The organism is Sphingosinicella sp., from assembly GCF_041916975.1.
Classification (GTDB): Bacteria; Pseudomonadota; Alphaproteobacteria; order Sphingomonadales; family Sphingomonadaceae; genus Sphingosinicella.
Genome location: NZ_JAYRYK010000001.1, coordinates 1,391,892 through 1,410,458 on the forward strand (window position 1 = coordinate 1,391,892; position 18,567 = coordinate 1,410,458).

The window sequence follows — 18,567 nt, forward strand, 5'->3', positions numbered from 1 at the left end:
GTTGCAGCTCCAAGTAGTGATCGACCACGTTTGGGGCTGGGGGGACCGCCAACTATCCCAGAGTGTAGTGCTTCAATTTTTGTTTCTGCGTTTCGGCGGGTGGTGCACACGGCGCCATTCCAAGAATACCGGCACGAGGAGCGTGAAACCGAGAATAATCGCAGTTCCGCTGACTCCCAACCATATCCAGGCCACTATCTCCGCCTGCATAAATCGTTGATCGCCTAAGGCTAGTCCGCTGAAAATCCCTGCCCAACCTATGGGGAAAAGCGCTGCGCCAGCTATGGCTCTGCTACGAAACGAGAACCACTTCGGGAACAGAAACAATGCGGCGATCAGCACAGCCGCCCCCAGAAATTCGCCAGTTTTGCTCCAGTCCATCAAGGCATTCTGAACACTACGCCTATTGTCCGCAATGGGTTCGGACACGGCCATGCACAACAGGTTTGCAAACGATAAGATTGTTTCAGTAGAGGGCCGGTGGGCCTTTCCTCACACGCAGCGCCGGGCGGAACCGCCCCTCCCCGCCCCCTTCCCCTGAAGGGGCGGGGCTTAGGCGGCTCGTCTAGTGCAGGCCGGACCGTTTTGAGGGGCCTTGGGCGGGCTCGGCGAGGAAGGCGTGGATGTCGCGGGCGTCCTTCTTGCTGAGGATGTCCGCGAAGCCCGCCATGCCTGCGTCCGCGAACACGCCTTCGAGGACGATCGCATCGAACGCGTCGTGCGTTTCGGGGGCCATTTTCCAGAGGTTCGGATAGCCGCCCATCCCGTCCTTGCCGCCGTGGCAGCGGCCGCAGTAGGCGCCGTAGAGCGCGCCGCCGCGCTTCACGGCTTCGGCGTCGCCGCGATATTTCGCGGGCGCTTCGGTAAACGCGATCGTCTCGCGCAGCGGCGGCAGCGCGGGCGCCTTGCCGCCGATCTTGAAGACGATCAGGCGCTCGCGGTTCTCGCGTTCGGCGGCCACGGCGCCGGGCGGATAGGCGACGTTGAGCGCGCCGCCGAAACCGGCATTGACGGCAACATATTGCTCGCCGCCGATCTCGTAGGACATGGGCGCGGCCATGATGCCCGTGCCGACGTTGATGCGGTGCAGAACCTTGCCGGAAACGCCCTCATAGACCGTGAGATAGCCGTCCGCCGATCCCTGCATGACGAGGCCGCTCGCGGTCGCCATCACGCCGCCGCTCCAGAACGGCAGTTCGCTGCTCGTCCACGCGATCTTGCCGGTTTTCGGGTTCCATGCCGTGAGCACCGCATCGAAGCGCGGCTTGGGCTGGCCGGGAAAGGCGTCCTCCGAATTGGCGCCGCCCTTGCCGAACGCGCCGAACGCCGGGAACGAAGCGATCGAGCCCTGGATGCCGCTGTAGGGCTTGTAGGGCTGATCGTACATCTGGAAGGTCATCGGCGCCTGCAGCACCGGGATGTAAACGAGGCCGGTCTTCTCGCTGTACGCCATCGGCGGCCAGTTGTGCCCGCCCGCTTCCGACGGCCAGACAAGTTTCCGTTCCTTCGAATAATCGGACTGCTGCGTGATGACCGGCCGCCCGGTCTTGAGATCGACGCGCTCCGCCCATGTGACGGTCGTGAACTTTTCCGCCGAGAGAAGTTCGCCCGTGACGCGGTCGAGCACGTAGAAGAAACCGTTCTTCGGCGCCTGCATGATGACCTTGCGCGGCTGTCCACCGAATTCGATGTCGGCAAGGATCATGTTCTGCGTCGCCGTGTAATCCCAGCTATCCTGCGGCGTCGTTTGATAGTGCCAAACCTTGCGGCCGGTATCGGCGTTCACCGCCACGATCGACGAGAGATACAGGTTGTCGCCGCCGCCGGGGCTGCGCGACCAAAGCGGATGCGGCATCCCGTTGCCGGTGCCGAGATAGACGATGTTCGTGTCGGGATCGTAGACGATCGAATCCCAGACCGTGCCACCGCCGCCGAGATCCCAGCGCGAGTCCTTGCTCCACGTCTTGCGCGCTTCGGTGACTTCGGGGTGCTCGTCCGGCCCTGCGCCCGGCACGGTGAAGAAGCGCCACACGAGCTTGCCGGTCTTGCGATCATACGCGCTCGCATAGCCGCGCACGCCCATCTCCGCGCCGCCGTTGCCGATGACGACGGTTTTGCCCGAAACGCGCGGCGCGCCGGTGATCGCGTAGCTGCGCGTGCGGTCGGTGATCGTGTCGGTCTTCCAGAGTTCCTTGCCGGTCGCCGCGTCGACCGCGGCGAGATAGCCATCGAGCGTGGCGACATAGACGACGCCGTCCGCCACATCGACGCCGCGGTTCACGGCATCGCAGCAGGTGCGCCGCGCGAACTGGCCGTCGACCTGCGGGTCATACTGCCACTTCTGCGCGCCGGTCTTCGCATCGAGCGCGTAGACGACGCTCCACGGCCCGGTGAAATACATGGTGCCATCGACAACGATCGGCGTCGATTCAACGCCGCGATGCGTGCGCCCGCGCACGACGAAATCGTTGAACTCCCACGCGACGCCGAGCTGTGCGGCGTTTTCCGCGGTGATCTTCGTACCCGTGTAATAATAGGCCGTCGTCCGCTTCCAATCCGGCGTCGACGCTTCGCCGCCCGATTTCTGGGAGCCGCAGGCGGCAGCGAGGGACAGGGCGGCGATCGCGGTTATCCGTACGGCGGACGTCATCACCTTGGCCGAACGAACCCATGCGGACCCGGCACGCGTGGCAATCATCACCCTGTCCCCCCTCAAACGCTTACCTTTAGAACTTCTGACGGACCTCGACGCCGATCGTGCGCGGACGCAGCGTCGTTGCATAGTCATTGCCCGATCCGAGCTCCATGTCGATGAGCGGCTGCACGTCGAACACGTTGTTCACGTAAAGCCGCAGCACCGTCGATCCGTTGTCGGCGGAGAGCGACGCGTTCACAACGTCATAGCTTTCGCGGAACTCTGCGAGGTTGGGCACCAGACCCATGACGGCGTCAGAGTAGGTAACCGCCTGCACGCGGTCGAACATCCGGCGCGCCTTGCTCTGGTACTGATACTCTGCGCGAAGCTGCGCCCGCCAGTCGCTGCCGACGTCGAAGCCGTAGCTTGCGAACGCGCTCGCCATCCACTTCGGCACTGCGAGCACCTGGTCGCCGTCCTGAACGCTGGTGCCGACGGCCGCCTCGGTGATCTTCGCGCTCGTGTAGGTCGCGTTGCCGCCGATTTGGAAACCGCCTGTTACGTTCACGCGACCTTCGATCTCGGCGCCCTTCACCTCGGCGCTACCGGCGTTGCCCGTGAAGGCGAAGCCGCAGTTGATGAGGTTGAGCTGCTGCTGGATCTTCTTCCAGTCGGTGAAGAACAGCGCACCGTTCAGCGTCACGCGGCCGTCCGCGAACTGGTTCTTGGTGCCGACCTCATAGCTCCAGAGGTTATCGGAATCGAAGCTGTCGGGCGCGGCGGTGAGGCCGAGGCGCTCAAGATCGGCCGCGCAGAGCACGGGGTTGATCTGGAAGCGGTTCGGGCCACCCGGCCGGAAGCCCTTCGCCGCCGAGGCGAAGATCATGTTGTCCGGGGTCGCCTTCCAGGAGACGCCGACCTTGGGGTTGACGCCCTTCTCGTTGCTCTTGCGCCCCTCGACAAGCGTCAGCCCGCCGTTGAAGGGGCCGTCGCCCATGATGTCGACCTCCTGCTTGATCTGGAACAGGCGCACACCCGCGGTAACATCGAGCTGGTCGGTGATCGAGAAGGTCACCTCACCGAACGCCGCGTACTGCTTCGTCTTGGTCGTCGTATCCCCGACATAACCGGTCGTGGTGCCGATGAACGGCTCGGCGCCGGGCGTATCGACGATCTGGTACAGGTTATCGTCCTGCCAGGAATAATAGAGACCGGCGAGCCACTTCAGACGGTCGCCGGGACCGCCGGAGGAGAGGCGTGCTTCCTGGCTGAACTGCTTGGTGCGGCTGGCGGACAGGTTGTGGCTGGTCAGCGGGAACATGGGCGGCACGAGCCCACCGATGAAGAAGCTGTAGTCGCGCTCCCAGTTCAGCTTGCGGTCGAAATAGGCGGTGAGCGAGGTGAACTGCACGGCGCCCAGCGTCTTTTCGACGTCGAGGCTGTAGATGCCCGCCTTGTCGACCGTCGGCTGCGCGAGGCGGAACGAAGAGGTCAGTTTCTCAGTGTCGCCAAGAAAGAACTGCGCCGGGTTCTTCTGCTCGTAACGCTGATAGAAGAGCGCGGGACGGATCGACCAGGTCGCGTCCGGCTCCCACTGGAACGACAGACGACCGACGAAGCTGTCCGCCTTGTTGTGATCCGACATGCTGCGGCTCGTCAGCGCATCCTGCGCGAGCGGCGTGTAGGTCGGCGACGGCGTGCTCGAATAGTTCGAGTTCTGTACGAGGCCGGGCGCGTTATCGATGTAACCGCCGTCGCGGCGATAGAGGAAGCCCGTGCGCATCGCGAGCTTGTCCGTCACCAGCGGCAGGTTCAGCACACCTTCCACGTTGTAGGAAGGATCGCCGTGCGCGGTGGTCGCAAAGCCCGCAGCCGCGCTTCCTGAGATCGCCGACGTATCAGGCCGCGCGCTCACGTACTTGATCGCGCCGCCCATCGAGCTGCCGCCGTAGAGCGTGCCCTGCGGACCCTTGAGGATTTCGAGGCGCTCCATATCGAAGAAGATCGGGTCGAAGGCGCCGCTGAACGTGGTCGCGATCGTCACCAGCGAAATATCGTCGAGATAGATGCCGACGGTGGGCGCCGAGGCGACGGTGCTGACGCCGCGAATGTTGTAATTGCCGAGGCCGCGTTCCACGCCCGCGAACGACAGCCCCGACACGTTACGCATGACGTCCTTCACGTCGACCGCACCGTTTTCGCGCAGCTGGTCCCCACTGAGCGCGCTGACCGAGATCGGCACGTCCTGAAGACGCTCGCTGGTCTTGCGTGCGGTCACCACGATCTCGCCGGCATCGAGCACGGGTGCGGTTTCGGCCTCCTGCGCCTGTGCGGCGCCAAGCGCGATCGACGAGACGCCGAGTGCCAGCAGGCCGCGGCTGAAAGTGATGGAAAATGCGTTTTTCTTCATGTGTTTCCCCTCTTTTGTCGTTCGCCGCCGGGCTTTCGCCTCTGGATGAGCGGGCTGAGTTCGCACCATGCGACGGGCGGGCAGCAACGTCTTTTCCATTCTCCCGAACTTTGTTTGCGCTGCCCCGAACCCAGCGAACGCGACCGGCGAGCGCCCCCAAGATTTGGAGCCTGCTCATAGATTTTTCGCGGCGCCGCAAAAGCGCGGCGAGGCAACATCTTCCACGCTTTGGGAAACCCGCCTTTCAAAGAGCACGCCCATGACCACACCCATCGACTGGCACGCCCGCGCCGTCGCGCTCGCGCTCCCCACCCGCCCCTTCATCGACGGCCGCTTCACCGACTCCGCAAGCGCGGAAGGCTTCGAATCGATCAATCCGGCCACGAACCGGCCCGTCTGCACGCTCCCCGTGGGCACGGACGAAGACGTGGACCGCGCGGTCGCCGCCGGCCGCCGCGCGTTCGAGGACGGCCGCTGGTCGAAGGCGACGCCGCTTCACCGCAAGGCCCTGCTGCTGCGCATTGCCGAGCTCATTGAGGCGAACGCCAACGACCTCGCGCTGATGGACGTGCTGGAAATGGGCAAGGCGATCTCCGCCGCGCGCGCCGAGATCGCCTTCGCAACCGGCTTCTTCCGCTACTATGGCGAGGCGACCGACAAGCTTTACGGCACCGTCGCGCCTTCCGACCACATCACGCTCTCGCTGGGGCTTTTCGAGCCGCGCGGCATCGTCGGCGCCATCGTGCCGTGGAACTTCCCGCTCATCAACGCGGCGCTGAAGGCGGCGCCCGCACTCGCGGCGGGCAACAGCGTCGTCCTGAAACCCTCTGAAATCGCTTCGACATCGGCGCTGCGGCTTGCCGAAATCGCCTCCGAAGCGGGCCTGCCGGACGGCGTGCTCAACGTCGTGCCGGGCCTCGGCCCCACCGTCGGGCAGGCGATCGGGCGCCACGGCGATATCGATCTCATCAGCTTTACGGGCTCCACCGCGACCGGCCGCCTGTTCATGACTTACGCTGGGCAATCGAACGGCAAGCCGCTGCTCCTCGAATGCGGGGGCAAGTCGCCGCAGGTCGTCTGCGCCGACATGGCGGACGATCTCGAAGCCGTCGCGGCGCGTGTCGCGCACGACGCCTTCTGGAACCAGGGCCAGTGGTGCGCGGCGAAAACCCGCCTGATCGTGGAGGACAGCTTCCATGACCGGCTCGTCGAGGCGGTGATCAAGGCCGCGCAGACGCGCGTTCCCGGCGATCCGCTCGATCCCGCGACGGGTTTCGGTACGATCGCGACACGCGGCCAACTCGAGAAAATTCGCGGTTTCATCGATCACGCCCGCACCGAGGGCGCGAGCGTCGCGTACGACGGCGGCACGTGGGGCGAGACCTCGACCGCGCCCGCCGTGCTCGCCGACGTGCGCCCCGACATGACCGTCGCCTGCGAAGAGGTGTTTGGCCCGGTGCTCTCGGTCCTGCGTTTCCGCGATTTCGACGAAGCGCTCGCCATCGCCAACGACACCCCCTACGGCCTTGCCGCCAGCCTCTGGACGCGCGATGCCCGGCGCACGCAGGCGGCTGCGCGCGGCCTGCGCGCGGGCCGGGTCACCGTGCGCGCAAGCGCTGCGGCGGGCGAACACAGCGGTTTCGCGATGGGGGCAGAGCCGTGGGGCGCCTCGGGCTTCGGGATCGAAGGCGGAATGGACGGGCTGCGCTCCTACTGCCGCCTCAAGGCCGTCGAGATCGTCAACTGATGCTTTGGGAACACGCCTTGACGGAAACGAGCGGCTCTCTGGACACGGTGCCGGGCGAACCTATAGTCGGCGCGCTGCACTTTTCAGGGATGCGTGCATTGAACGACAGCATCGACACCGCCCTCGCCGGCTTCGATCCGACGCTCCTCCCCATCATAAAGGCCCAGAAAGGTCACGTCGAAGCTCGCCCAGGCCCGGTGGGCCAGGCCTTCCACCTGCAACCTGACCACGAAACCCTGAGCGGCTGGTATGACGGCCTGACGATCCGCCCCGGCTTCTCGCTGGTGCTTTCCGACCTGCATTTCGCCGAGGAGAGCATCTCCCGGCACCACTGCGGCGACCATTTGAAGCTGCACTTCAAGCTGAGCGGCACGAGCGTTATCGGCAGCGACCGGGAGGAAGACGCCACCGTTTCGTCCGGTCTCATGTCGTTCCTGGTCCAGCCGGCCTACAGCATGAAATACGAACGCATGTTGCGGGAAACCCACGAGCGTTCGATCACGATGATCTGCAGCAAGGATTTCGTATCCGGCCTGCTTTCGCCGCACACGCCGGATCTTCCCACCTCCATCGCCGATTTCCTGCGCGCGCGGACCTCGCAATTCTCATACAGCACCCTGCCGATGCCCGCGCAGATGCGGCCGATCGTGGAAGACATTCTGAGCCAGCCGCGCAGCAACACGCTGGGCAATCTGATGCTGGAGGCCAAATCGCTCGAACTGCTGTGCTTCGCGATCAAGCAGATCCTCGGCAATTCGCGCGCCGCCGAGTTCGTGCGCGCCCGCGACCGCCGGAAGATCGAGGAGCTGTGCCAGATTCTCGACGATGATACGCAGGCCTCGCTTTCGATCGCCGACCTCTGCCGCCATCTTGCGTGGAACGAAACGCAGATGATGGAGTGCTTCAAGCAGGTGACCGGCACCACGATCTCGAACTACCGCCAGCGCGTGCGCATGGACAATGCGCTGCGGCAGCTCTGCGATACCGACGCCTCGATCACCGAGGTGGCGTTCAACGCCGGCTATGAGCACCCCAGCAACTTCGCCACCGCCTTCAAGCGCACGTTCGGCTACTCGCCGCGCCTTGCACGCACGCGCCTGAACTAGGCTGCCCGACCACTTCAGAACTGGAATAATGATGAACTCCGCCGCAAGCTTCAGCGCCGACTATCCGAGCGCGCGCGCCAAGTTCCTTGAGGAGGCCGCCGCAGCGGGCGCGGCGCTCGAAGCCGTCCAGCACCCGGAGCGCGGACCGGATGGCGGCGAACTCTTTACCGATGTCGCCGCGTTCGGTGTGGAGGGCGCCGAGCGCGTGCTGGTGCTGATCTCGGGCACGCACGGCGTCGAGGGTTTCTGCGGTTCGGGAGCGCAGGTCGACCTGCTGCGGCGCGGCGAGATCGCACGGCGTCCTGAAAACGTCGGCATTCTGATGATCCACGCGGTGAACCCCTACGGCTTCGCGTGGCTGCGCCGCGTGACGCACGAGAACATCGACCTCAACCGCAACTGGATCGACTTTTCGCGGCCCCTGCCCGGGAACCCGGGCTACGACGTGCTCCACCCGGCGATCTGCCCGCCCGTGTGGGATGCGGCCGCACAGGCCGCGTCGGCAGCAGCGGCTGGCCGCTACGCCGAGGAGCATGGCGCGCTCGCCATGCGCGCGGCGATGATGGGCGGGCAATACAGCCACGTTGACGGGCTGTTCTACGGCGGCACAGGGCCGAGCTGGTCGCGCGCCACACAGAGCGCGATCCTGACGCACTATCTCAGCGGCGCGGCCAAGATCGGCATCATCGATTATCACACTGGCCTCGGCCCGTGGGGCTTTGCCGAGCAGATCATCGTGACCTCGCGGGAGAGCGACGGCTTCCGGCGCGCCGCGCGCTGGTACGGGGCCGCGCTCGCCTCCGTGGCGGACGGCCAGTCGGCATCCGTGAGGATTGAAGGCGACGGGCTCAGCGCAGCCCCCGCCCTACTGCCCAAGGCGGAGATCACGGGCATGGCGATCGAGGTCGGCACACACCCCACCGATTATATCCTTGCCGCGCTGCAGGCAGACTGCTGGCTCCACGCGCATGGGGACCCGACCTCGCCCGCCGCAAAGCCCATCAAGGACGCCATCCGGGGCGCGTTCTACGGGGACGCGGACGACTGGAAAGGCATGGTCGCGGGCCAGGCGCTGCTCGCCGTGCGGCAGGCGCTTGCGGGGCTCTCCGAAGGGCTCTGAGCCTTCCCCCTCTGGCGCGACGCGTGCAAAGATGAGATGCACGCGCAAACAGAAGGTGCCGGGGAGGTAAGATGCGTCATTTGCCGTGGATCGTATTTGCGATTGTGGGCGCGTTCGCGCTGTCGGTGATCGCGACGGAGCGCGGTGAGCCGATCAACGCGCTGTGGATCGTGACAGCAGCGGTCTGCATCTTCCTCGTCGCCTATCGCTACTACGCGCTCTACATCGCGAAGCACGTGATGCGGCTCGATCCGAACCGCCAGACGCCGGCGCTGCGCCGCGCGGACGGACTGGACTACGTCGCGACCGACAAGACCGTGCTGTTCGGACACCACTTTGCCGCCATCGCAGGCGCAGGGCCGCTCGTGGGGCCGGTGCTCGCCGCGCAGATGGGCTATCTGCCCGGCACGCTCTGGATTCTGGCGGGCGTCGTGGTCGCGGGCGCGGTGCAGGACTTCATGGTTCTGTTCATTTCGATGCGCCGCGACGGGCGTTCGCTCGGCGAACTCGTGCGCATGGAAATGGGCGCGGTCGCAGGCACGATCGCGCTGTTCGGCACGTTGATGATCATGATCATCCTGCTCGCGGTGCTGGCACTGATCGTGGTGAAGGCGCTCGCCGAAAGTCCGTGGGGCATGTTCACTGTTGCCGCCACCGTGCCGCTCGCGATGGCGATGGGCGCCTATGCGCGCTGGATACGGCCGGGCAAGGTCGGCGAGGTTTCGCTGATCGGTTTCGTGGGGCTCATCCTCGCGATCATCTATGGTCAGCAGATCGCTGCCTCGCCGGTGTGGGGGCCGATCTTCACCTTCACGCCGGTGCAGCTCTGCTGGCTTCTGATCGGTTACGGCGCCGTCGCTTCGGTGCTGCCGGTGTGGCTGCTGCTCGCGCCGCGCGACTATCTTTCGACCTTCCTCAAGATCGGCGCGATCGCCGCGCTCGCGCTCTGCATCGTCGTCATGGCGCCGCCGCTCCGTATGCCCGCGCTCACGCAGTTCGTTGACGGCAGCGGGCCGGTGTGGGCGGGCACATTGTTCCCCTTCCTGTTCATCACCATCGCCTGCGGCGCGGTTTCCGGCTTCCACTCGCTGATCGCGAGCGGCACGACGCCGAAGCTGATCGCGAGCGAGGCCCACGCACCGTTCATCGGCTACGGCGCGATGCTGATGGAGGCGTTCGTGGCCGTGATGGCGCTCGTCGGCGCCTCCATCCTCGATCCCGGCATCTATTTCGCGATGAACAGTCCCGCCGCCGTGCTGGGGCCGGACGCGGCAAGCGCCGCCGCCGCGGTAACGAATATGGGCTTCCCGATCACGGCGGATGCGCTGACGCAGGCCGCGAAGGACGTGGGCGAGGCGACGATCATATCGCGCACCGGCGGGGCGCCGACGCTTGCCGTCGCGATGGCGGAAATCTTCAGCCACGTGCTCGGCGGGCCGGGCATGAAGGCCTTCTGGTATCACTTCGCGATCCTGTTCGAGGCGCTGTTCATCCTCACCGCCGTCGATGCCGGAACGCGCGCCGGGCGCTTCATGCTGCAGGACCTGATCGGGCTTGCCGCGCCAAACTTCCGCGACACCAAATCGCTCATGCCCGGCCTTGTCGCCACAGGGCTCTGCGTCGCTGGCTGGGGGTTCTTCCTCTATCAGGGCGTCACCGACCCGCTCGGCGGCGTCAACACGCTATGGCCGGTGTTCGGCATCTCGAACCAGATGCTGGCAGCGATGGCGCTGATGTTCTGCACCGCCGTGCTCTTCCGCATGAAGCGGGAACGCTATGCGTGGGTGACGGCGATCCCCACCGCATGGCTGCTGATCTGCACGGTGAGCGCAGGTTCGCTGAAGCTGTTCTCGCCCGACCCGAAGATCGGCTTCCTCGCGCACGCGGCGAAGTTCTCCGAAGCCGCCGCGCGCGGCGAGGTGCTCGCCCCGGCGAAGTCGATGGCGGAGATGCACCGCATCATCTTCAACGACCGCATCGATGCCGCGCTTTGCGCGCTATTCCTCGCGGTCGTGCTGTCGCTGCTGTTCTTCGCGGTGAAGACGTGCATCGCGGCACGGCGCAGCAGCGAGCCGACGGCGCGCGAAATCCCCGCATCGGCGGTGCCCGCCGAATGACCGGCTTCCTCGCCCGCCTGCGCGAAGCGGCGCACCTGATGGTCGGCTTGCCGAGCTACGCCGCCTATGTGCGGCACATGGCCGAGCGCCATCCGGACCGGACACCGATGAGCGAAGCCGCCTTCTTCCGCGACCGGCAGGAAGCGCGCTACGGTGGCAGGAACGGCGGGCGCTGCTGCTAGGGCGGGGAAGAGACGACGAATGCAAACCCGCCGCACTGCCGGTGACCCCAACGGGAAATCCATCTCTGCCGACGCTGCAAAGCGCCTGCCCCGCACGCAAAAGGGTTGGCGCACGCGCGAGCGGCTGATCACTGCCGCGGCCGCCGTGATCAATGCCGAGGGCTACCAAGCCTCCACCGTGGAGAACATCGCACGCAAGGCCGAAGTGCCGATCGGGCTCTATTATCGCTACTTCAAGGACAAGACGGACATCGCCTTCGCGGCGCTGGGGAAAGCCGCCGAGGAATATCGCGGCGGCGTTCAGTCGCTGGCAGCGCAGCGTTCTCTGTTCGGCCGCGAAATGGCGGTGCACGAGCTTCTGTACGAAACGCTGCGCGACAATTTCCGTATGCTCAGCAGCTATTTCTCGGCGCGCAAGGAAGACGGCAAGCTGGTCGCATTCTTCCAGGAGCAAACCACCCAGTTCATGGAGGATTTTTACGACTTCCTCACAGAGCTGAATGTCGTTCCGCCGATCACGCGGCAAGGGTTTGAAGTGCTGGGCCGTGCGCTGATCGGCTTTTCCGAAAACACGCTGCACCGCAATTTCGCCGGACTGGATGCGGGCGTGGCAGTGCCGACGCAAAACCGCGCCATGATGGTGCGCATTATGTCCGAACTGCGCTACCGCGCGCTTACTTGCGCGGACCCTTCCGCCGCAGGGTATACGCCGGTTTGGACCATGCGGCTGCGACGCGGCAAACGGCCGGCATTCGCGCCGCTCGTACTCGACAGGGCGTTCAACATTCCGATAGAAGCCGCGAGCGTGGCGCAGCCCTCTCCCCAGCGGGCTGACGCGCGCGCCACGCTCGCGCAGATCGAGGCGGGCACGCTGGACGGCCTCAACATCCACGGTTCCGCAGCGCTCAAGCTGAGCGACATCGAAGCAGAATCCGGCATCACCCGGGGCGCGATCTATTATCACTTCAAGAACAAGGACGCGCTGGTTCGCAAGGTGCTGGTGGATTGGCTGAGCCCGCTGGAGGGCGATCTGGGCGACGCCCACGACAACGCCGACGCCGCGCCCTACGACCGCCTGCACGCCGCGGTGAAGACCTTCGTCGAGGCATTCTGCAACGCGCCCGGCGCGCTCCGCGCGATTCACGAGCTTGAGCCTGTCGATCCCACCGTTGCCGTGGCGTACCGGCGCTGCCGCTCCGTGTTCGCGCGACGGCTTGCCAAGATCATACTGGATTGCGGCGAAGGGCCGGAGCCCACGGCCGAAGCGCTGGGCTTCGTCGTGCACGCCATGATCGCCATGATCGAACGCCTTGCGCGCGACCGCTTCATCATACCCGATGCCGCGTTGCAGGAGGCCCTGCCCGGTGCCGACGAGATGATCGCGGCGCTCGCCGCCATCCTTCATCGCATGGCCTGGAGCGTGGATGCGCGCGGCCAACATGGCCTCCCCGCGCCGGTCCATCAGGCAGGTGCTGCGAAGTCTCTATAGACCCTTGAACGTAGGCTTGCGCCGTTCCTGAAACGCGGCAACGCCTTCTCGCACATCCTCGGTCATCACCGCTTCCATCTGCAGGCGGCGTTCGAGCGTCAGATGTTCGCGCAGATCGTGTGCGAACGCACTTCGCATTGCCCGCTTGGTCAGCGCCAGGGCCTTGGTGGCTTTGCGCGCCAATGTCGCGGCGAGCGTTTCAGCCTCGGAAACCAGCGCGTCCTGCGGCACGACTTTCCACACAAGTCCCCACGCTTCGGCCTGACGCGCGGAGATCGGCTCATCGAGCATCGCAAGCGCCAGCGCGCGCCGCTCGCCAAGCAAACGCGGCAGGTGAAAGCTCACCCCGGAATCAGGCGCAAGCCCCAGCCGCGAGAACGCGCACATGAACGTCGCGTCTTCGGCCGCGAGGATGTAGTCGCAGGCCAGCGCCAGCCCGAACCCCGCGCCTGCAGCGACGCCATTCACTGCGCACACTGTCGGGAACGGGGCATCGGCCAGCGCCTGGATAAGCGGATTGAGCCCCTGCGCGATGGGTGCTGTGAGTTCCTCCGCCGAACGGCCATCGAACTCGAAGCCTTCCCCGAGATCCTGGCCGGCGCAGAACCCGGCACCCTCGGCACGCAGGAGCACGGCACGCACGGCGGGATCACTCGCGGCCTGTTCCAACGCTTCGCGCAGCGCGCCTTGCAACGCGGCATCAAGGGCATTGCGCTGCCGGGGTCGATTCAGCGTCAGGCGCAGATAGCCGTCGATCCGTTCGACCTGCAATGATGGCTCGGTCATCATGCGCAATCTCTCCGCAACGCGCTGAAACGCGCCGGTGACATGGCTTCAAGCGTCACGCCGAAGCACTCGACATCATCCGGCAACGCGCGCCCGAGCGCAACGGCCGCAGCACTGCGCGCGACTGCGGGAGCCGTTTGAATGCCATAGCCGCCCTGCCCGCCAAGCCAGAAGAAGCCCGCGCGAATGGTATCGAACCCCATAACGATCGTCTTGTCTGGCGCAAACGTGCGCAGCCCCGCCCAACTTCGACCCGTGCGCCTTACGGAGATGCCCGTCGCGCGCTCGAACCGATCCACGGCAATGGCGATGTCGATATCCTCCGGATAGGCGTCGCACGGCGGCGTCGGCGTCTCGTCGGCGGGCGAGAGGAGAATCTGGCCCGCGTCCGGCTTGAAATAGAATTCCTCGTCGATGTCGATCACGACCGCACCTTCGATTTCCGCAATGCCTTCGGGCCTGGGCAACATACACACGGTGCGGCGCTTGGGCGTAAGCGTAACCGGCGCGGCGCCTGCCATACGTCCGATCGTCTCCACCCACGCTCCGGCCGCGTTGACGACGACCTTGGCTTCATATGTCTGCTCGCCTGCTTTGACGCGCCACATCCCTCCATCGCGATGCAGCGTTTCAGCCCTGGCGTTCAGGACGAACCTGGCGCCGCGGCGGCGCGCGCCCTTGATGTAACCCGATAGCAGAGCCGCCGCGTCGATCTCGCGCGCGCTGGATTCCCACAGGCAAAGCGCGGCATAGTCTGGCGCAAGCAAAGGTGCCTGCGCGTGCGCGAACGCCCCGTCGCGCCGCTCCACAAGGCCGCTCGCGCGCACTTGATCGTAGAGCGTGTCGAGCGCTTCACGCTGATCTTCGCGCGCAACGTACAGCATACCGCGCGGGCTGAGCAGCGGCCCCTCGAACAGGTCTGCGGGCGGCGCTTCGAAAAACGCGCGGCTCGCCGAGGTGAGCCCGCGCATCACCGCGTTGCCATAGAGCTCCGTGAAGAACGCGGCAGAACGACCGGTGGCGTGGAAGCCGGGCTGGTCTTCCATTTCGAGCACGATCACGGACGCCTCCGCGGAAAGCTCGTAAGCCACGGACGCGCCCGCGATACCTGCGCCGATGATCAGGAAATCCTCGCGTTCAACCACGATGCCCCCGTATGCTTCAGAAGCCTGTGTAACGCTCAGCGTTTATCGCTCTGGCGCGTGAACACGGGATCGATGGCGAACCAGGGGATGTCGTCAAAGGCAACCCCGCGCAATGCGCCAATCGATCCGTCCGGCGCGAGTTCGATTTCGAAGCCCCAAACCGGTAGCGCAGGGTTGTCCCACATTACCGCATAACGCCCGCCGGAAAGATGGGTGAGCGCCCCCTCATAACCGGTACGATCGATCCGTACGCGCGCGCCGCCCGTTCCACTCGTGACGTGAAACGCGCCCAACCGATTGGCATACGCGCCCACGAGCGCCGAGGCGGGCGCGATCGCGGGCAGGCGTTCGCGCACCTCCGGCAGAGAGGGGCCTGCCGTCAGAGCTTTGCGCAGAGGTTCCATGCGCCCCAGAATATCCGCATCCGGCAGCCCGATCAGCGGCCGAACGGCTTTGAACATCATCGCAGCCGGCACCGCTATGTTGCCGCCATTGGTGAGGGCGACGAACCCGATATCGTCTTCGGGCGACCACGCCATCCACGATGTCATGCCGTCGATGCCGCCACCATGCAGGGTGTAGGTGGCGCCGTCATAGGTCATGCTTGCAAGGCCGAGCCCGTATCCGAGATTGGTGACGCGCCCGGGGTCTTCCAGTGCGCCGATCAGCCGGCGTATATCCATCATCTCGTCGTCGACGAACACATGGCGCAGTTGCTGCAGCCGCGCCGCTGTTTCCGGACGCAGAATGCGCACGCCGTCCAGCGCGCCGCCGTTCATCATCATGCGCACATAGCGCGCCATATCGCGCGCGGTAGAGTTCATCGATCCCGCGGCCGACGCACCCAGCACCGGATGGTACGGCACCGGCGTCGGCACACCGGCAACATACGCGTGGGGCGTGGCGACGTTGCCGCGCGTCGTTATATCCAGCGTTGAGCTCGAACGCGTCATCCGCAGCGGCTGCAGCAATTTCGTGCGCACCAGTTCTTCGTACGACAAACCCGTCGTCGCGGAAGCTGCGGCAGCGGCGACGGCGAACATCGTGTTGTTGTAGGCGAAACCGGCGCGGAACGTCCGTGCCGGGGGCATATGCGCAACCGAGGCGACAAGTTCGTCCACATTCGCTCCGAACATGTACCACACGCCCAATCCCGATTGCGTGGCGAGACCGCTTCGATGACCGAGCGCATCCTCGAACGTCACATTGTCGTTGGCGTAAGCATCCTGCATCCGAAAGCGCGGCAGAGAATTCACGATCGGGCTGCGCAGATCGATCGTGCCGCTGTCTTCGAGCGCACCGAGCGTCACCGATGTGAAGCTCTTGCCGTTGGAGCCGATAGCGAACACCGTATCGGCATCGACCGCGCCGCCCTTGCCCTCTTCGCGAACGCCATAGCCGCGCAAATGCAGCACGCGGTCGCGCCGAACGATGGCGATGGCCATGCCCGGCACGCGCCATGTCCGCATCGCCGCTTCGACATAGGCATCGAACGCGGCGAAGCTGGGGGTTTGCTGTGCCGCAGGCTCCCCGGCGTACGCGACCGGAGCGGCGAGCCCCAGAAGCAAAGGCAATCCGGCAAAGAGCCGTACCAACATCCGTCTATCTACCACAGTTTGCCTCCGCTACCGCTCGTATCGCGTGACTCTGTTTCCGCACGATCAGAATGAAAAGCCCAGTTCGACACCGAGCGTTCTGGGTGCGACCAACATCGTATAGTCGGTGCCGAGAAAATCGAACGACAGCTCCGAAGCGTCGTTATCGAAGATGTTCTTGCCCCAGAAGGTGAGCCGCCAGCGTCCCTCCGCGCCTTCGATACCGACCTGCGCATTCACGATCGTGCGCTTTTCGTGCAGATAGTTCGGATTGTTGAGCGAGGAAACGTAGGCACCGTCCCGATAAGAGATGTCGCCGCCCAGGAAGCCGGTCAGTTTAGCGCTGATCGGCTGCTCGTATCGGCCGGCAAGGCTCGCGGTCCAGCGCGGGGCGTTCTGCAAGCGGTTTCCGGAACAGGCCACCGGATCGCCCTCCCCGTCGACGCTGCACCCGAGATAGGTTCCATATTTCGCATCGGTATAGCCGATGCCGCCCATGATCGTGAGCTGATCCGTCGGCCGCGCGAACAGCTCGATTTCGAAGCCGTCGCTGTCCGCCGACGCCGCGTTGTTCACGATGAAGGTCGTGCCGACGAGGCTCTGCTCCTGCTTGTCGGCATAATCGATGTGGAATGCCGCGATGTTGAGACGCACGCGATCGTTCATCCACGATGTCTTGAGGCCGATTTCATAGCTGTCGACGAACTCGGCGTTGAACGATAGATCGGACGGCGTGGTGCCGATGATCGTGGCATTGAACCCACCGGCCTTGTACCCGCGCGAGTAGCTCGCATACGCGAGGATGTCTTCGGTGGGCTTGTAATTTATGTACGCGTTGCCGGACCATTCGCCTTCGTCGGTCGAATTCCTGAGCGCCGGGACTTCGATGGCGATGCCGAGTATCGGCAGCAGAAACGCACCGGGTGAAAGCGTCTGCGCAAAGTCGAGATCCTTGTTCTCCGCCGTGTAGCGCAGCCCGCCGCCGACCGCGAGACGTTCGCTCAGATCGACCTCAATATTGCCGAAAAGCGCCCATGAGTCCGAATTGACGTCCGCCGTGGTGAAGGCTGTTTCCGGCGAGCCAAGCACATCGGCGCCAAGGTTGGCCGTGGTGATCGAGTCCAGCTCCTCGTGGAAGTAGTAGGCGCCAACAACATAGGAAAACGAGGCACTGGCCGGTGATTGCAGGCGGATTTCCTGGCTGAACTGCTCCTGCTTTTCGGTGCGCCCGGTGAAGGAGATATCAGCCACGCTGAAATCCTGATCGAGCAGCCCCTTGGTTTCATGCCTGCGCAGCGCCGAGATCGACACCAGGTTCGTCCATCCAAGGTCGGCGTCCACCCGCACCATACCGCCAAGCGACTCACGGCTGCCGAACGATTCGAAATTTGTGCCGATGCGGCGCTTGGACACGGGATAAGGATCCGCCGCCGCGAGCGCGCCGCCGCGAATATCCATCATGGAATCGACGTTATCGTCCTCGTAATAATCCACGGCCGCGCGAATGCGCACGGTGTCGCTGGGCTCGAAAACAAAACTGGCGCGGGTGTTGATGGAGGATTGGCCGTTGTAGTCCGCACCCGTGGCAAAATCCTTCAGAAAGCCGTTGCGCTCCCTGACCTGGGCAGACAGGCTCGCCAGAAAGCCGTTCCCGCCGATCGGCCCGCTTATCCGGAAGCCGCCTTCGATCAGATCATATTCGCCGGCCGAAACCTGCGCCGAAGCCTGAAACGTATCGCTCGGCGCAAGCGTGGTGAGGCTGATCGCGCCGCCGATCGTATTGCGGCCGAACAGCGTGCCCTGTGGGCCGCGAAGCACTTCGACCCTTTGCAGATCGAAGATCGGGGTCACGAATGCGAACTGACGGCCGATATAGACCTCATCGATATACATGCCGATGCCGGTTTCAAATCCGGGATTGTTGGATGTGGTTGAAAGACCGCGGATAGCGAACGTATCGCCGCCCTGACCGCCGCCCGAATTCACGACGTTGGGCAGGATACCCGCGATGTCGTCGACATTGGCGAGCTTCATGTCCTTGATCTGCTGAGCGCCGATCACCGAGATCGCGATCGGAACGTCCTGCACGCTTTCCTCGCGTTTGCGCGCAGTGACGACGATCTCTTCCGAAACGGTCTGCGCCACTGCCGGCAGGGACATGGTCGCACCGGTGCAGCTTACAGCCAGAAGACAGAATTTGAGTGTACGTGACATAAGTTTTCCCCTCCCATTTTT

13 protein-coding genes are annotated in these 18,567 nt (G+C 64.8%); 6 read left to right on the plus strand and 7 right to left on the minus strand.

The window, feature by feature from the left end; all coding sequences use genetic code 11:
• Positions 1 to 72: 72 nt before the first annotated feature.
• The 3 genes from ACE3TJ_RS06590 to ACE3TJ_RS06600 form a co-directional block, all read right to left on the minus strand.
• The gene (locus ACE3TJ_RS06590) at positions 73 to 381 is read right to left on the minus strand and encodes a hypothetical protein (RefSeq protein WP_374595064.1); all 309 of its coding nucleotides are present in this window, start codon (positions 379 to 381) and stop codon (positions 73 to 75) included.
• A 184-nt stretch (positions 382 to 565) separates the two neighbouring features.
• Positions 566 to 2,698, minus strand: coding sequence for a PQQ-dependent dehydrogenase, methanol/ethanol family (locus ACE3TJ_RS06595; RefSeq protein ID WP_374595066.1), 2,133 nt, complete (start codon positions 2,696 to 2,698; stop codon positions 566 to 568).
• 28 nt (positions 2,699 to 2,726) lie between these two features.
• A complete protein-coding gene (locus ACE3TJ_RS06600; protein WP_374595068.1) occupies positions 2,727 to 5,045 on the minus strand; it encodes a TonB-dependent receptor in 2,319 nt (772 codons plus the stop codon).
• Positions 5,046 to 5,304: 259 nt separating this feature from the next.
• On the opposite strand from ACE3TJ_RS06600, the gene ACE3TJ_RS06605 reads away from it, so the two are divergent.
• From ACE3TJ_RS06605 to ACE3TJ_RS06630, 6 genes are all read left to right on the plus strand, one after another.
• Positions 5,305 to 6,792 (plus strand): aldehyde dehydrogenase family protein, encoded by a 1,488-nt coding sequence (locus ACE3TJ_RS06605; protein ID WP_374595070.1) that lies wholly within the window; start codon positions 5,305 to 5,307, stop codon positions 6,790 to 6,792.
• A gap of 98 nt (positions 6,793 to 6,890) precedes the next feature.
• Positions 6,891 to 7,898, plus strand: coding sequence for a helix-turn-helix transcriptional regulator (locus ACE3TJ_RS06610; RefSeq protein WP_374595072.1), 1,008 nt, complete (start codon positions 6,891 to 6,893; stop codon positions 7,896 to 7,898).
• A 31-nt stretch (positions 7,899 to 7,929) separates the two neighbouring features.
• Positions 7,930 to 9,018: a M14 family metallopeptidase gene (locus tag ACE3TJ_RS06615; RefSeq protein WP_374595074.1), complete on the plus strand. Its 1,089-nt coding sequence runs from the start codon at positions 7,930 to 7,932 to the stop codon at positions 9,016 to 9,018.
• A 71-nt stretch (positions 9,019 to 9,089) separates the two neighbouring features.
• Positions 9,090 to 11,135, plus strand: coding sequence for a carbon starvation CstA family protein (locus ACE3TJ_RS06620; RefSeq protein ID WP_374595076.1), 2,046 nt, complete (start codon positions 9,090 to 9,092; stop codon positions 11,133 to 11,135).
• Positions 11,132 to 11,317 carry a YbdD/YjiX family protein gene (locus ACE3TJ_RS06625; protein ID WP_374595078.1) on the plus strand — a complete coding sequence of 62 codons (186 nt, stop codon included), beginning with the start codon at positions 11,132 to 11,134 and terminating at the stop codon, positions 11,315 to 11,317. The genes ACE3TJ_RS06620 and ACE3TJ_RS06625 overlap by 4 nt, the downstream gene beginning before the upstream one ends.
• 19 nt (positions 11,318 to 11,336) lie before the next feature.
• Complete coding sequence (locus ACE3TJ_RS06630) at positions 11,337 to 12,806, plus strand: TetR/AcrR family transcriptional regulator (protein ID WP_374595080.1); 1,470 nt, start codon at positions 11,337 to 11,339, stop codon at positions 12,804 to 12,806.
• Here ACE3TJ_RS06630 and ACE3TJ_RS06635 read toward each other — a convergent pair.
• The 4 genes from ACE3TJ_RS06635 to ACE3TJ_RS06650 form a co-directional block, all read right to left on the minus strand.
• Positions 12,801 to 13,592, minus strand: a complete 792-nt coding sequence (locus tag ACE3TJ_RS06635) for an enoyl-CoA hydratase-related protein (RefSeq protein WP_374595082.1) — start codon at positions 13,590 to 13,592, stop codon at positions 12,801 to 12,803. The two genes, ACE3TJ_RS06630 and ACE3TJ_RS06635, sit on opposite strands and share 6 nt — an antisense overlap.
• Entirely contained in the window at positions 13,592 to 14,737 is a 1,146-nt protein-coding gene (locus tag ACE3TJ_RS06640) for an NAD(P)/FAD-dependent oxidoreductase (protein WP_374595084.1), read from the minus strand. Before ACE3TJ_RS06640 ends, ACE3TJ_RS06635 begins: the two co-directional genes overlap by 1 nt.
• 35 nt (positions 14,738 to 14,772) lie before the next feature.
• Positions 14,773 to 16,335: a serine hydrolase domain-containing protein gene (locus tag ACE3TJ_RS06645; RefSeq protein ID WP_374595086.1), complete on the minus strand. Its 1,563-nt coding sequence runs from the start codon at positions 16,333 to 16,335 to the stop codon at positions 14,773 to 14,775.
• A 63-nt stretch (positions 16,336 to 16,398) separates the two neighbouring features.
• A complete protein-coding gene (locus ACE3TJ_RS06650; RefSeq protein WP_374595088.1) occupies positions 16,399 to 18,546 on the minus strand; it encodes a TonB-dependent receptor in 2,148 nt (715 codons plus the stop codon).
• Between the last annotated feature and the right edge of the window lie 21 nt (positions 18,547 to 18,567).